Genomic DNA, 13,862 nt, shown 5'->3' on the forward strand with positions numbered 1-13,862 from the left:
CGACGCCGCACGCCGCCCCCAGGAGGCGGCGGCCAGCCGAGTGTGGCGCTCCCGCCGGCGGAGATGAGGACCAGCTGGCGGGAGCGCCGGTGGTTCAGCAGTTACGCGAGAAGCCTGGTCAGCGTGTGGGGCCGGGTCATGGCGTGACGAAGTCGAACGAGTAGTTCTGGAAGGCGCCGTCCTTGTCGTGGGTGTTGACCAGGATGGTGTCGGGCGTGCCGTTGCATAGGTTCTGCGGTGGGGCGTTGCGGGTGAGGGTGATGCTGGATCCGTTGGCGGCGTGGACGAGGGTGGCCACTGGGATCACGGCGTTGATGTCCTTGACGTCGCTGAGCGTGACGCAGTAGCGGCCGGTTGAGGGGTGGGTCACCTGGGCGATGCCCTGGCTGTAACGGACGGTCCCGTCGCTGTTTACCCAGGCGGCGGCCTGCGCGTGCGGGGCACTGGCCGGGGCTCCGGGAGCAGCGGCGAAAGCGATCCCTGCCGCGGCGGCCGCCAGAGCAATGCTGGCGCTGACACCTGCGAGAACCTTCGATTTCCTGCTCATCGCGATCGTGGACTCCTTCAACAGTGGGGTACCCCGATGAGGGGTTTGTCGCCCTCAGCTAAACGATCACGAGCACAGCGTGAGAGGGCTTCCCTGGAGTGATCACCCGGATGAGTCCGCGCGAGACAGCAGGGTGACAGGTAGTAAAAAAAAGCGGACGAAAAGGTGAACCGAATCCCGGCTCACAGTGCTGCGCCCACATGACGTCGCACCCTTAGGTGTGCGGGCGTCGCATGTCTGAGCGCACGCGGTACACCGGTCGGCCCGTTGGCTCCGGGTGGCGGGGATCTATTCGGTTCGTCACCGGAGGAGAAGAAGGCGGCGGCGAACGACATCGAGACTGAGTTAGAGCCGGACACCAAGAGGGTCTCGGATGGGGCGAAGGAGAGCACGAACACCGCGGCCAGGACGCTTGACGGCTGGGAGACTGCCTCCGGCCTGAAGAAAGTAGTGGAGACCTGGGACCAGCAGGTGAGGGTGTTGATGGGACGACTCAGCGCGGAAAAGGTCTCTCTACGCAGCGCCTCAGGCGTGTTCTTCCAGATCGATGTCGGCACGGGCGACGAACTCCGACGTGTCAGATCCAATCTTGACGAGCTGTAGGGGGGGTCGGCCCGTGTTGACCTACCAGGAAATCATGACGACCGATCTCAGCGTTCTGACGACGGCTGCCGAGAAATGGGAAACCATGGCCGCCGACCTCGCGAAGGTGGAAAAGCGTTACGGGGAGACCGTCCAGAAGATCACGCTGGGGCAGAACTGGCATGGGCTCAGCTTGGAGGCGGCGTACGCGGAGTTCGCGACGACCCGACGCGAGTACAAGTCCGCGCAAACCGAGGCAAAGTCGGTCGCCAAGATTCTGACAAACGCGCACGCCAGTTTCGCGGACCTGAAGAAGAAGGTCCAATCGGCCCGGGACGACGCAGTGGCCGCAGGCATGGCGGTCTCGGCAGCAGGACGCGCAGCCTTCGACTTCACACGGATCCAGGAGACTGCTCAGGAACAGGCCCTGCGACACGACCCGGACCTGAAGGGTGTGGAGGAGTCCTGGACCTCGCATATCGCTGCGGCGGTGCGCGCCATGGACGAGTTCGACAAGGCCGTCAAACAAGCGCTCGAAGCCGTGGTTGTGGACGGAAACCTGATCGACGGCACGATCGGAGGCTTCAACGCCACCGCTACGCCCGTCATCCCCCCCGACAGGGCAGGCGCGCAGCGAGCAGAAGTTCACCGACGCGGAGAAGTGGATCTTTGAGGAGATGAAGCGGAACGCGAAGTCGGACACCGTCGGCAATATAAAGACCCTGCTTGATGAGCCTGAATGGTATGAGTTCGGGCGGAATTATGGATCCGACATCAACACGGCGATGGTGATGTGGGGCGCGAAGGTGGCCCCGGGCCAGGACTGGGACCACAAGCCCCAACTCCAGCAGCGGTACGACCTCCAGACCATCGACGACTACTACTTCAAGCAGCCCGGAACGAACCGCGAAGTCTTCTACGACATCTACTCCAACGTTCACTACGGATACGTGGGTCGGGCCGCCGGCTTCGACACAGACACCCTGATCCAGGGCGCCTCCCTCGGAGAAACTGTACTCACGGGAGACGACGACCAAGGCGATCAGATCACGATGCGGGTTGGGGTCGACCTCTACGAGAAGTACGGAGACGACCTGACCGAGGAACAGCTCCGGCAAGGAATCAACGACGCGATGGACCAGATGGAGCAAGCGCAGCGCAACGGCGAGAACGTCCCGCAGGTCAGGACCCGGAAGTGACGCGCGGGCAGTGGGGCTGCGTGGCCGCCCCCGTAGGCGGCCTGGCCACGGGCGTGCTCGGGTCTGTGCTTCTCGCGGCTGCCTGGCGGGCATGCGACGTCGGAGTGAACGGCGCGGCCAACGGCCTTGCCCTGATTTTCTACGGGGCTCTGCTCGCGATCATCTCGGCGGCGTGGTGGGGTGTGCTCATCGGCTACGTAGGACGTTGGAGCCTCGCGGTTGCCTTCCTTGGTGGCACGATCGGCGCCGCGGTCATGGTCTGGATCTTCGTCGCCCTTCTCCACGTTCCCAACGGCTACCGCTGCTGACTACCGAGGTTCGTCGGGCCATGAGTCCCCCTCAATGGACGGAAGTGAGTCGAGCGTCTGTCCCACCTCCAGCGCGTCAGCGGCAAGTCGGACAAGGCCCTCGCCCGACGCCCGCGTCGTCGCGACCACGGCTCCGGGCCAGTAGGCTGGGGAGCCGGCCCATGTCCTGGCATTCACGTCCTGAGTCGTGCTGCCCAGGTGCCGCCGGAGTGCTAACCGCCCCAGCCGGTAGCGGCCACCACCTCACGGGCGATGTCCACGACGGGCCGCCCGTCCGTCACCACCCGCACGGTGTCAGCAGCTACCCGCTCGTCCAAGAGCCGTGCCTTGCGGGCGCTCGCCTTCAGCTCCTGCTCCAGTTCCGAGCCGAGCTCCCGGCCCGCCAACCGCTCGCCGGCGGTGGTGTCGGATGCGGTGAGCAGAACCCGTACGATCCGCACGCCTGCCCCCATGGCACGCTCGAACATGCCCGTCGTTTCGGGCACCACACTCAGGGTGTTCGTATAGATCAGGCGGCGGTAACCGCGCTGGGCGAAGTTCCCCCATACGGCAGTCAGATTGCTCTCGGTGATCTCCGAGCGGTGCGGATCCCCGTCCGGGGCCGGATGCACCTGCCCCATGAAGTCACCCTCGATGACTGCGTGAGAAACCGCCACGGCCCGCAGCTGTGCCGAAACCTCCCAGGCCACCGTCGTCTTGCCGACACCGGCACGCCCTCCGATGAGCAGTACCTCCGCGTGATCCATGACGGCAGCTTGCCAGCTCGCGACCACGTCACGCGATCCGATATCGCTCTATGCCTATGGCCGCAGCCCCACCCCACCAGCAAGATCACGATCTACAGCTGGAGTGGCGGTGGCGGACCGGACTGGGCGACGCCGCGGGAGCTTGCCTGAGCCGGGGCGATGCGGACGTGGCGCGATTGCGGGCGCCGCTTGCTGCTCTCCACCGACCCGCACCGAACGGGCGACCGCTCCTGCTCCGCCCGCCGTTTCGCACCGATCATCAGCTGGTGTGTAGTCGGGCTGTGCGCCCGGCGAACGACTGTTTCCGCCGGGCCCAGTTGATGCGAACGTGAGTGCGAGACCACCCGCTCTGTCACGCGTTCGCGTGACGTGCTTTTCCGCGAGCCACCTCGTAATTTCGAACCACACCACCCGGGGCGGAGAATCTCGGGGGTTATTCGAAGTCCGAGAGAAATAAAGGAGGTTGTTTCCCATGAACGAGGAGACGACTACGTACGAGGCTCCCGCTCTCGTGCCCGCCGGTGACTTCGCCGAGGTCACGCTCGGCCCGACCGGTCGCGGCTTCGAGTGGGACTGGCGCTGCTTTGCGGCGTGCAACCCTGACGGTTCCTGACCTCAGGCACCTTCCGACCGCCCGCTGAAGCGGCTTGTCCGGAGATCGTTGACTGTGCCGGCGTGACGTCACACGCCGGCACAGTCGCGAGCGGCGGTTGTCATCGATCGGAATCCACGCGGCGCGGCGGGCACACGCGCCGACGGAGGCAGCCATGGAATTCACCGTACTTCCCGACAATTCCGCCGGCGCGTCGATCGGCGCGTTGTTGTACGACGCGCTGTCGCGCGAGCACCACGGCGTCGAGGTCCTCGCCCATTCCTCCGGACGGCCCTGGATCGTCGGCCGCTGGCATTCCGACGAACTGGTCACCGCCACGGTGGGTGACCGTCACGTCGCGCTGCTGGGGCTCACCCATGTCGACGCCGCGGAGTTCACCCGCGCCGTCGCCGGCTCGTACGACCTGCGAGCCCTCGACACAACCGCCCGCACGGTGCCGGGAGCCTTCCATCTGGCCGCGAGCTTCGGCGGCCGGGTACGGGTCCAGGGGAGCGTCTCGGGCACTCACCAGATCTTCTACAGCGGGGTCGGCACGGCGTCTGTCGCCGCTGACAGCCCGCACGGGCTCACCCGGCTCACGGGCGCGGGCGTCGACGAGGACGTGGTGGCACACCATCTGCTCTCACCGCTGCCACCATGGCCACTGTACGAACGCGGTCTATGGAGCGGAGTGCGCCGGCTCGCCACCGACAGTTATCTCGAACTGACCACCCGCGGCGACGCGCGCCCCACCCGCTGGTGGACTCCCCCGCCGTCGGAGACACCCGCGGACGAAGCCGTCGACGCCATCCGGTCGGCCCTCACCGAGGCCGTCCGCGCCCGCACCGACTCCCGCACGAAGGTGAGCGCGGATCTCACCGGTGGCATGGACTCGACCACCATCTGCCATCTGGCGTCGGAGAGTTCGGCCCGTCTGATGACAACACGCTTCACCGTTCGGGACCCGAGCAACGACGACGGGCGGTGGGCTGCGGACGCGGCGGCCGGACTTCCCGGCGTCGAGCATCGCGTCCTGTCCCACGAGCGGGCACCGCTGAACTTCGCCGGTCTCACCGAGCCGGAACCTGACGCCGAAGCGCCGTTCGCGTGGCTCCGGGCACGCGCACAGCACGAACACCTGGCACGTGCGACATCCGCCTGGGGAGCCGACCGGCATCTGACCGGACACGGCGGCGACGAACTTTTCGTGCCGCTGCCCAGCTATTACCACACACTGGTCCGCCGGCGGCCGTTCAAGCACCTGCGCCGCCTGGGCGCACAGCGCGCCCTCTACCGGTGGCCGCTCGGCGGCACCCTCAAAGAGCTGGCGGACCGCGGTTCCTACGCCCGCTGGCTCGACAAGGCCGCCGAATCCGTGACCGAACCCGAACGGTCCTCGGCCGTGCCGTCGATGGGCTGGTCGGTACCGCCAGTTCTCGCCCCGTGGACCACCTCCGACGCGGTGGACACAGTGCGCCGCTCCTACCGGGAGGCGGCGAAGACGGCGCCCCGACCCCTATCACCCTCACGTGCCCAGCACCAGTTCCTCCAGGGCGTGCACCAGTGCGCCGACGCCGTACGTCTGTCGGACCGGCTGGCCCGGCGATTCGGGACCACCTGGCACGCCCCCTTCCTGGACACGCGGGTGCTGGAGGCGGCCATCTCCGTCAAGTTGGAGGACCACTGCGACCCCCGCCGCTACAAGCCGGTACTCAGCGACGCCATGCGGGGCGCCGTGCCCCAGCACGTCCTCGGCCGGCAGACCAAGGGCGAACACAGCGAGGACGTCTACGCCGGACTCCGACGGCACAAACCCGAACTGCTCACGCTCACCGACGACATGCGGCTCGCCCGCATGGGCCTGGTCGACGCGCGGGTCTTCCGCTCGGCGCTCGTGGGCCCGCACCCGTACTCCTACAACATCGCGCTGCTGCTGAGCACGCTGTCCTGTGAGGTCTGGCTCCGCTCGGTCGAGCACCGGCGGTCGAAGTCGGCGGGACTGGCCCGCCAGGGAGGTATCCGATGACTGTCGCGCTCGCCGCCCACGTCACCACCACCGACGTGGGCGACGCCTTGGTGCTGCTCGACGAACGTAACGGACGCTACTGGCAGTTGAACGGCACCGGCGCGACCGTGCTGCGCCTGACGCTGCACGGCAGTTCGCCGGACGAGATCGCTTCGGAGCTGTGCGGGCGATACCCGATCGGCTCCGAACAGGCCATCGGCGACGTACACACCCTGCTGACGGCGCTGCGTGACGCGAAACTGGTGACAGCATGAGCATGCCCGTGACATTGGAGCGGACCACACGGGTGCCGCTGCGCCGTAAGGCGGTCGCGAAACTGGCCGTGGGCGTGGCACGCGCGCTGGTGCCGCTGTCACCGATGCGGCTCCGCACGGCTCTGGAATTTCTCAGCCGCGGAGCACGGCCCGCCACCGCCGCGGGGACGCTCTCGGCACGGCAGGCGGTGGTCGCGTCGAGTACACGGTGCGCCGGGCAACGCTGCCTGGAGCGTTCGGTGGCGGTCGCCCTGCTCTGCCGCGCGGGCGGTACGTGGCCCCAGTGGTGTACCGGGGTCCGTGTCGACCCCTTCCGCGCACACGCCTGGGTAGAGGTCGACGGCGTGGCCGTGGACGAGGCGGACGACATGAGCCTCTACCGCAAGACCATAACCGTCCTGCCCCGCCACCCGGTGAGTACGGCGACGACGCGTACGCCCACCCGCCGGCTCGTCCGCGATCCCGATGCCGATCCCGACCCGAAGAACGACATCACCCCGCCATGCACCTGAGAGAGGAGTCGCGGATGACTGCCGGCGAGGAGGTCCGCTTCGGCGTACTGCTGGAAGCACACCGCTTCCACGGTCAGGACGACGGCGAGGTGCTGGCCCGTACGGTCGGAATCGCGCAGGCCGCCGAAGCCGCGGGATTCGACGAAGTCTGGGTCACCGAGCACCATTTCCTCAAGAACACCGTCTCGCCCTCGGCGCTGGCGATGGCGGCGTATCTGCTCGGCGTGACCGCACGGATACGTGTCGGCACCGCCGTTACCCTGCTGCCCCTGCACTCCCCGGTCCATGTGGCCGAGCAGGCCGCACTGCTGGACCAGCTCTCCGGCGGGCGGTTCGTCCTGGGAGCGGGCCGGGGACAGTCGGGCGTCGCATACGACGTCATCGGCGGCGGGCACGATCACTGGCGGACCGGCCTGGCACAGGCGCTCGATCTGACGCTGCGCGCCTTCCGGGGCGAGGTGTCCGCAAGCTCCGGCCTCCACAGCTTTCCGCCGGTGACGACAACGCCCCGGCCCCGTATGGCCGGTGGGCCGCCGGTCTACGTAGCGGCCGGTTCCTCGTCAACCGTACGCCTCGCGGCGGAACGCGGCCTGCCGATGCTGCTCTACTTCGACAAGGACCCGCAGGCCAAGGCCGAGATGGTCGCCGAACACGCCGTACTCGCCGCCGAGGCTGGCCACCCGGGGGGCCCGTACGAGCACGCCTCCTCCGTCTTCGCGCATGTCACCGACGAACCCCGGCTCGCCGGCGAGCTGATGCGCGGCCGGGCCCGCGGGTTCGTCGCCCTCCAGTCCCAGGTGCCCGACCCTGAGCGGTTGACCTCGGCGATCGCCGAGCGGCTGCTCGGCACTCATCCGGTCGGCACCCCCACGGTGTGTTCGGACAACCTGGTACGTGACATCACGACGTCGGGGTGCCGCCGGGTCCTGTGCCAGGTGGAGACGGTGGGAGAGACCGATGCGGTACTGGCCAACGTCGCACGGCTCGCGCGGGACGTGTTCCCGCGCGTACGAAGGGAGTTGGCCGCCCGAGAGGAGCTGATCGCGAGGGCTGTCTCACTCTGATCGGATCCGACAGGAAGCGATCGAGCCCGATCGAACAGAACTGGTCGGACTCCCCGTGACACTCTGAGGAGACAGCCGTGCTCTCGAAGGATCGGATTCTGCTGGACTCGGTCTCGGCAGCCGGTCGGCACGGCAAAGCCGGCCTGATCGTCGGGGTCTGCGGGCCTGTCGCCACCCTGGCTCTGCCCGCCGCGCTCGCGAGCGCGCTGGACGCGGCCATCGGGGCCCGCCCCGCCGCGCACGCGCTGACGCTGGTCTGCCTGGTGCTCGCCCTGGCCACCGCGTGCGAAGTGGCCGGGGAGTACCTGGAGATCACCACCAAGGCGTACGCCTCCCTGAGCCTGCGCCGCCGGATCACCGGGCACATGCTCGCGCTCGGCGCTCCGGGACGTGTCCGGTTCGACAGCGGCGACGTCCTCGGCAGGACGCTGGAGTCCTGTACGGGCGCGGCCGGTGTCACCTCCAGCCTCGTCGCGCTCGTGGGGGGATCGATCACGTCGGTCGGCGGTCTGGTCGCTCTCGTCCTCATCGACCCGTGGCTCGGTGCCGTCGCGCTCGGGGGCGCACCCCTGATGTGGTGGCTCACCGGCTGGCTCATGCGCCGGGTCGGTTCACTGACAAGTGAGTACGAAAGGGCGCACAGCGCGCTCGCGAGCCTGCTCATCGACGCGTTGAAGGCGACACGCACGATCAGGGCGAACGGCACGGTCGATCGGGAGATCGCCCGCGTCCTCACACCGCTCGGCGAGCTGTCCGCCAGGGGACACGAGTACTGGGAGGTGCAGCGGAAGGCCGCGTGGCGCGGCGGGCTGGTGAATCCGGTTCTCCAGATCGCGGTTCTGGCCGTGGCCGGCCACGGCGTACTGGCGGGACGTCTCACGCCCGGCGAACTGCTCGCGGCCCAGGCATATCTCTTCCACGCTCTCGGACTCCTCGGCCAGACCGCCCTGCTCGCGAGAGTCGCCCACGCCCGCGGGTCGGCCGCGCGGGTCGCGGAGCTTCTCGACACTCCGCCGCCGCCGCGCGGCGACCGAACCCTGCCGACGGGCCCCGGGACGGTCACGCTCCGCGGCGTACGAGTAGCCGGAGCCGGACGTGCGGTGCTGGACGGGGTGGACCTGACGCTGCCGGGCGGCCTGACAGTCGCCCTCGTGGGGGCCTCCGGGTCCGGCAAGTCCACACTCGCCGAAGTCGTGGGCGGGCTGCGGGCGCCCGATACAGGTAGCGTCGCGCTCGACGGGGTGCCGTTGGCGGAGTTGGGGACCGAGGATCGTCACCGGGCCGTCTGTTACGCGTTCGAACGTCCGGTCCTGCTCGGCGAGACCCTTCGCGACGCACTCTCCTACGGTGACGGAACCTGTGCCGCAGGCCGGATCGAAGCGGCGCTGGAGGCATGTGCCGCGGCCGGATTCGTCGGGAGACTGCCGGCCGGGCTCGACACACCCCTGGGGGAACTGCGGCTGTCCGGCGGCGAGATGCAGCGCCTCGGGCTGGCGAGGACGGCATGGCGTCAGGTGCGCCTCATGGTCCTCGATGACGTGACCTCAAGCGTGGACATGGCGACGGAGGCAGAGATCAGCGGGGCCCTGCGGCGAGTACGACGCGGCACGACCCGGCTGATCGTGACCCACCGTATGTCCGTCGCGGCGGGCGCCGACCTCGTGGCCTGGCTGGCGGACGGCAGGGTCCGGGCGCTGGCCACGCACGAGCTTCTGCTGGCGGACGCCGACTATCGAGCGGTCTTCGGGGCGGCCGGCGACGGCGTCGTGCGGAAGACGACCGTGCATGAGGGAACAAGGACATGACACCGGAGTCGACGGCAGCACCGGTACGGGGCAGGGGCGCGGACGCGGACAGCGACGGGGACGCTCGCGGAGGCTGGGCGCTCGTGCGTCCTACGGTCGTTCAACACCGTCGTGCGCTGTGGACGATGCTGGCCTGGTCACTCGCATCGGTCCTGCCCGCCCTGGTGTCCGGCCATCTCGTGGCCGCCGCCCTGGACAGGGGGTTCCTGACGGGCGAACCGACCACCGGCACACTGTTCCTCGCCTGCTACGGAGTGGCGATGGTCGTCGGCGCGTTCGCCGGCCGACAGGCTGTCCCGCCCATGGCCGTCTTCGTCGAGGCGCTCCGCGACCGTCTCGTCGGCGTGACGGTGAGCGGGAGCCTGACACGCGCTGTGGCCGACGGTGACCGGCCGAACGCGGGCGTCGTCGCGGGCGTCATCGGCCAGACCGAGACCGTCCGGCGTCTGCTGCCCAACGTGCTGCTCGCCTCCCTCGCCGCCGGGCTCGGTGCGGTCGGTGCCCTGGGCGGCCTCCTGACCCTCGCTCCCGTACTCGCGCCCTTGGTCCTGGGCATCATGGCCGGGGCCGGACTCGGCATCGCCCGGCTCTCCCTGATCTGGCGGCGCAGATATCGTGGGGCGCTCACGGCCGACGAGGAACTGGCCGCACACAACGCCCGGATCACGGAGGGCATACGCGACATCGTCGCCTGCGGAGCGACCAACCGCGCGCAGACGGACTCCGACGCGCGGTTCACCGCCAGCGCACGCGCCACCGCCTCGCTGGCGACCGTCGGCGCGGCCCGTATCGGATGCATCGTCCTCGCCGCGCGTCTGCCACTGCTCGCCCTCCTGCTGACCGCTCCGTGGCTCATCTCCCAAGGGCTCATCAGCGCCGGAGAACTCGTCGGAGCCGCCACCTACCTGGTCGCCGTCCTGGAGCCCGCGTTGCGCACGCTGGTGCACCTCGTCGGGAACGCCGGACTGGAGCTGACCACTGTGTTGGGACGTCTGGCCGGGCACCGCAGGACGAGTGAAAGCCACGCCGACACCGGTGTGACAGCGCCGGGATACGAACTCGCCCTGCGTGACACCACGTTCCGCTACGGACCGCACTCCGAGCCCGTGCTCGACGGCGCCGATCTGCGCGTCCGTCAGGGGGAGCACCTGGCGATCGTCGGACCGAGCGGTATCGGCAAGTCCACCCTGACAAACGTGCTCGCGGGTCTCGAACGGCCCGAGTGCGGCGAGGTGACCCTCGGAGGGACAGCGCTCCACGCACTCGGACAACGATGGCTGCGGAACACGGTCTGCCTGGTACCGCAGGAGAGCTACGTGTTCACCGGCACCGTTGAGGGGAACCTGACCTATCTCGCACCTGGCGCCGGCAGGCGCCAACTGGACGAGGCGGTCGAACGCATGGGCCTCGCCGACCTCGTACGCGCCCACGGCGGCTACTCCGGGCTCATCGAGCGGCCGGACTCGCTGTCGGCGGGAGAGCGGCAGCTGATCACCCTGACCAGGGTGTATCTGTCCGAAGCCCGCGTGGTGATCCTGGACGAGGCCACGTGCCACCTCGACCCGGTCGCGGAGGCCCAGGCCGAACTCGCCCTCGCCGCCAGGCCGGGTACACTGATCGTCGTCGCACACCGAATCAGCTCCGCGCTGCGCGCGGACCGTGTGGTCCTGCTGGACGGCAACCGCCTGCGCACGGGTACCCACGACGAACTGTGCCGCACCTCACCGACCTACGCGGACATGGCCGGACTCTGGAGCACCGGCCCGGCACACCCGGCCGCATCTTCTCCCGCGAGGACGACAGCGTGGTGACGGGAGCCGGAGCCGGCCGCGAACTGAGCTCCTTCCAACCTGGCAGCAGGGTCCTGACCGAACCCTTCGGGCGGCTGCTGCGGGCCTCGCCCGCGCTGCCCGGAGCCACGGGATCACCGACATCGTCAAGGCCGTCGACGTCCTTCACCACGCTTCAACCTGAGGTCGGAAAGGGCTCACCGGAAAAACAGACGGTCTTTTACCGAGATGTTCGGGGCTGTCACGTCCAGCAGGGGATGATGTGCTCTCTGTGGAGTCCATGCCCTTTGAACTGCGATGCTTCAAATAGAACCGGACAGTTTCCGGAGGCAGATGACCTGCATTTTCTCTACGCGGTGCCGGGTTGACCTGGTGCGCTGCAAGTATTTCCGGACGCCAACTCAGGTGCACCAGGACGTGTTACTGCATGGACAGCCCCGTGCAGACGCTTCCGGTACGGAAGTTCCTGGTGATCGGTACGCCGCCGGGGACCACCTACGGTCGCCATCAGGCTGGACCCCAGGGAGATCTGACGACAGTTGAACAGGCAAGCTCACCAGTATTGGCTGAGAAGAGGGGGTCTCACGTGCTCGGATGTCACATGATGGATTTCTGAGGCATGCAGTCACCGGGGGAAGCAGCATGGAAGCGACGGAACTTGCGGTTATGGCAGTGGGGGTCGTCACTGCGGCGGCTACGGGGGCAGGGACTGCTGTCGGAGAGGGGGCTGGTGCCGCAGTCACCGAGTTGGTGCGCGCCCGTCTCGCAGGGACGGAGCGGGGGCGCGCGGCGCTCGAAGGGCTCGACGCCGACGGGGACACGGCGGCGCAGTCCGAGGCGCAGGACCTGCTGCGGGAGGACATCGAGGCGGATCCGGAGCTGAGACGGCGGTTGAAACTGCACCTGTCTGTGATCTCTTGGTTTGGTGTCGGTGGTAGTGAGAGTCGGTGCTGATCGTTCTGAGCGGGGTTGTTGGGGCTGGTCAGTGGTCGTGTGTGGGCGAGGGTGTCGCTGTCACGAGGGGAGATGCTGATGGGTGGGCGTTGCTGTCGTGAGGCTTTATCTCATGGCGGGTGATGCTGTCTCAGGTTCGAGAGTTCTTATCCGCTGAGGTGGGCTCGGACGTTGTGATCGTGGGGTGGATCAAAACGTAGGAGCCGGCCGTGGGGCAGGGCTCCCCAGGGGGTTGGTGGTGCGTCGTCTGCTGGAGCGGCAGCAGGCGGGGGAGTTGTCGACGCGGCATGTGCGGGCGGTCGCTGACATGACCGGTGTCTCGGAACGTACGGTGTGGCGCTGGCTGGAGCAGGCCAAGGCGACCGGGCAGGTGGACGCCTCAGCCCGGCGGGGGTACGCGGTGTCGGACGAGGTGTGGGCGCTGCTGGGTGAGGTGGGAGGGAATGTTGCCGAGCTGAGGCGTCGGCTGGCCGCCACCGGCGGAGGGGCCGGGGTGCCGTCGGCGTCGACGTTGCACCGGGTGGTCCGCAAAGACCGCCGGGCCGGGCGGACTTTGCTGACCGGGCTGGAGCCCGTGGTGGCCGGTCCGCGCAGGCCGGATCCACTCAGCGAGCTGGGCCTGAACGTCGTGGCCGATAAAGGCACTGGCGGGCAGGTGTTCTTACGGGAGCAGAAGCACCTGGCGCAGGTCCCGGTCCTGGTGCCGGGCGCCCAGGTGGTGCACACACCTGCTGTGCGGTCGGTGCTGCGGACGGTCGCGCACGCGGCCGCGGTCGGGGCCGTGGTGTGTTTGTACGGCGACGCCGGGCAGGGTAAGACCGTCGCGTTGCAGTACGCCCTGTCCCGGCTGCCGCACCCGGCCAGGGTCCGCCGGGTCCACGTCGGTGTGCACCCGACGGTCCCCGAACTGCGCCGGGTGCTCGCGGACGCCCTCGAGCTGGGCAGGCGTCTGCCGCGCGGGGCGGGGGAGGCCGACCTGATGCTGGTGAACGCGCTACGGCAGCCCCGCGTGCTGGTACTGGACGAGGCACAGCGCCTTCCGGGACCGGCGCTGGAGTTCCTGCGCGGGCTGTGGGACCACCCGGACACGGACACAGCGCTCCTTCTGGCGGGCGCGGGCAGCGAGCGGGCGCTGCGCCGGGTGCCCGCGCTGGCCTCTCGGGTGCTGACGTGGGAGTTGGTGCCGCGCCTTGGCCCGGGTGAGGTGGCGGGGGCGGTGGCTTCCTTCCACCCGCTGTGGGAGGACGTGGCCCCGGACGATGTCGCGTGGGTGGACGAGCATGTGGGCCACGGCAATTTCCGGACCTGGGCGAAGCTCACCTCGCATCTGACCGCCGAGACCTACGGCCGAAGTTCTGTGGAGGTGAACCGCCGGATGCTGGAGCGGTCCTGTGCACGCCTAATGGGTCCGCTGTGACCGGCGCCGCCGGGACGGGAGAGGACGGTGCCCGCTCCGGTGAGTACGGGAATGGGCCGGACGTGC

Annotated in this window: 15 protein-coding genes; 13 read left to right on the forward strand and 2 right to left on the reverse strand. The window is 68.7% G+C overall.

Annotated elements, in window-relative coordinates:
* Nucleotides 1-136: 136 nt before the first annotated feature.
* Complete coding sequence (locus ACIBLA_RS25805) at nucleotides 137-547, reverse strand: hypothetical protein (protein ID WP_399200025.1); 411 nt, start codon at nucleotides 545-547, stop codon at nucleotides 137-139.
* 267 nt (nucleotides 548-814) lie between these two features.
* Between ACIBLA_RS25805 and ACIBLA_RS25810 the strand changes: the two genes are divergently transcribed.
* From ACIBLA_RS25810 to ACIBLA_RS25825, 4 genes are read left to right on the forward strand one after another with little or no spacing between them, the layout of a single operon-like run.
* Nucleotides 815-1,150: a hypothetical protein gene (locus tag ACIBLA_RS25810; protein WP_399200026.1), complete on the forward strand. Its 336-nt coding sequence runs from the start codon at nucleotides 815-817 to the stop codon at nucleotides 1,148-1,150.
* Nucleotides 1,151-1,163: 13 nt separating this feature from the next.
* A complete protein-coding gene (locus tag ACIBLA_RS25815) occupies nucleotides 1,164-1,802 on the forward strand; it encodes a hypothetical protein (RefSeq protein ID WP_399200027.1) in 639 nt (212 codons plus the stop codon).
* Between the two features lie 4 nt (nucleotides 1,803-1,806).
* Complete coding sequence (locus tag ACIBLA_RS25820) at nucleotides 1,807-2,328, forward strand: polymorphic toxin type 44 domain-containing protein (protein ID WP_399200028.1); 522 nt, start codon at nucleotides 1,807-1,809, stop codon at nucleotides 2,326-2,328.
* Nucleotides 2,329-2,348: 20 nt separating this feature from the next.
* Nucleotides 2,349-2,636 carry a hypothetical protein gene (locus ACIBLA_RS25825; protein WP_399200030.1) on the forward strand — a complete coding sequence of 96 codons (288 nt, stop codon included), beginning with the start codon at nucleotides 2,349-2,351 and terminating at the stop codon, nucleotides 2,634-2,636.
* Between the two features lie 212 nt (nucleotides 2,637-2,848).
* On the opposite strand, the gene ACIBLA_RS25830 is transcribed toward ACIBLA_RS25825, so the two are convergent.
* The gene (locus ACIBLA_RS25830; protein WP_399200031.1) at nucleotides 2,849-3,382 is read right to left on the reverse strand and encodes an AAA family ATPase; all 534 of its coding nucleotides are present in this window, start codon (nucleotides 3,380-3,382) and stop codon (nucleotides 2,849-2,851) included.
* A gap of 472 nt (nucleotides 3,383-3,854) precedes the next feature.
* Here ACIBLA_RS25830 and ACIBLA_RS25835 point away from each other — a divergent pair, with 472 nt between their 5' ends.
* The 9 genes from ACIBLA_RS25835 (at nucleotide 3,855) to ACIBLA_RS25875 (ending at nucleotide 13,796) form a co-directional block, all read left to right on the forward strand.
* Complete coding sequence (locus tag ACIBLA_RS25835; protein ID WP_399200032.1) at nucleotides 3,855-3,995, forward strand: keywimysin-related RiPP; 141 nt, start codon at nucleotides 3,855-3,857, stop codon at nucleotides 3,993-3,995.
* Nucleotides 3,996-4,149: 154 nt separating this feature from the next.
* Nucleotides 4,150-6,000 carry an asparagine synthase-related protein gene (locus ACIBLA_RS25840; RefSeq protein ID WP_399200033.1) on the forward strand — a complete coding sequence of 617 codons (1,851 nt, stop codon included), beginning with the start codon at nucleotides 4,150-4,152 and terminating at the stop codon, nucleotides 5,998-6,000.
* A complete protein-coding gene (locus ACIBLA_RS25845) occupies nucleotides 5,997-6,254 on the forward strand; it encodes a lasso peptide biosynthesis PqqD family chaperone (RefSeq protein ID WP_399200034.1) in 258 nt (85 codons plus the stop codon). Before ACIBLA_RS25840 ends, ACIBLA_RS25845 begins: the two co-directional genes overlap by 4 nt.
* Entirely contained in the window at nucleotides 6,251-6,766 is a 516-nt protein-coding gene (locus ACIBLA_RS25850) for a lasso peptide biosynthesis B2 protein (RefSeq protein ID WP_399200035.1), read from the forward strand. The genes ACIBLA_RS25845 and ACIBLA_RS25850 overlap by 4 nt, the downstream gene beginning before the upstream one ends.
* Nucleotides 6,767-6,780: 14 nt before the next feature.
* Nucleotides 6,781-7,830, forward strand: coding sequence for an LLM class flavin-dependent oxidoreductase (locus ACIBLA_RS25855; protein ID WP_399200036.1), 1,050 nt, complete (start codon nucleotides 6,781-6,783; stop codon nucleotides 7,828-7,830).
* Nucleotides 7,831-7,907: 77 nt separating this feature from the next.
* Complete coding sequence (locus ACIBLA_RS25860; protein WP_399200037.1) at nucleotides 7,908-9,635, forward strand: ABC transporter ATP-binding protein; 1,728 nt, start codon at nucleotides 7,908-7,910, stop codon at nucleotides 9,633-9,635.
* Nucleotides 9,632-11,446, forward strand: coding sequence for an ATP-binding cassette domain-containing protein (locus tag ACIBLA_RS25865; protein WP_399200038.1), 1,815 nt, complete (start codon nucleotides 9,632-9,634; stop codon nucleotides 11,444-11,446). The genes ACIBLA_RS25860 and ACIBLA_RS25865 overlap by 4 nt, the downstream gene beginning before the upstream one ends.
* A gap of 621 nt (nucleotides 11,447-12,067) precedes the next feature.
* Nucleotides 12,068-12,379 (forward strand): hypothetical protein, encoded by a 312-nt coding sequence (locus ACIBLA_RS25870; RefSeq protein WP_399200039.1) that lies wholly within the window; start codon nucleotides 12,068-12,070, stop codon nucleotides 12,377-12,379.
* Between the two features lie 238 nt (nucleotides 12,380-12,617).
* A complete protein-coding gene (locus ACIBLA_RS25875; protein ID WP_399200040.1) occupies nucleotides 12,618-13,796 on the forward strand; it encodes an AAA family ATPase in 1,179 nt (392 codons plus the stop codon).
* Nucleotides 13,797-13,862: the final 66 nt, after the last annotated feature.

This window comes from Streptomyces sp. NPDC050433 (assembly GCF_044458565.1).
Classification (GTDB): domain Bacteria; phylum Actinomycetota; class Actinomycetes; order Streptomycetales; family Streptomycetaceae; genus Streptomyces.

Coding starts and splice junctions, on each gene's coding strand:
- ACIBLA_RS25805 (WP_399200025.1), bottom strand. CDS start 547: ATGAGCAGGAAATCGAAGGTTCTCGCAGGTGTCAGCGCCAGCATTGCT.
- ACIBLA_RS25820 (WP_399200028.1), top strand. CDS start 1,807: ATGAAGCGGAACGCGAAGTCGGACACCGTCGGCAATATAAAGACCCTG.
- ACIBLA_RS25830 (WP_399200031.1), bottom strand. CDS start 3,382: ATGGATCACGCGGAGGTACTGCTCATCGGAGGGCGTGCCGGTGTCGGC.
- ACIBLA_RS25835 (WP_399200032.1), top strand. CDS start 3,855: ATGAACGAGGAGACGACTACGTACGAGGCTCCCGCTCTCGTGCCCGCC.
- ACIBLA_RS25840 (WP_399200033.1), top strand. CDS start 4,150: ATGGAATTCACCGTACTTCCCGACAATTCCGCCGGCGCGTCGATCGGC.
- ACIBLA_RS25845 (WP_399200034.1), top strand. CDS start 5,997: ATGACTGTCGCGCTCGCCGCCCACGTCACCACCACCGACGTGGGCGAC.
- ACIBLA_RS25850 (WP_399200035.1), top strand. CDS start 6,251: ATGAGCATGCCCGTGACATTGGAGCGGACCACACGGGTGCCGCTGCGC.
- ACIBLA_RS25855 (WP_399200036.1), top strand. CDS start 6,781: ATGACTGCCGGCGAGGAGGTCCGCTTCGGCGTACTGCTGGAAGCACAC.
- ACIBLA_RS25865 (WP_399200038.1), top strand. CDS start 9,632: ATGACACCGGAGTCGACGGCAGCACCGGTACGGGGCAGGGGCGCGGAC.
- ACIBLA_RS25870 (WP_399200039.1), top strand. CDS start 12,068: ATGGAAGCGACGGAACTTGCGGTTATGGCAGTGGGGGTCGTCACTGCG.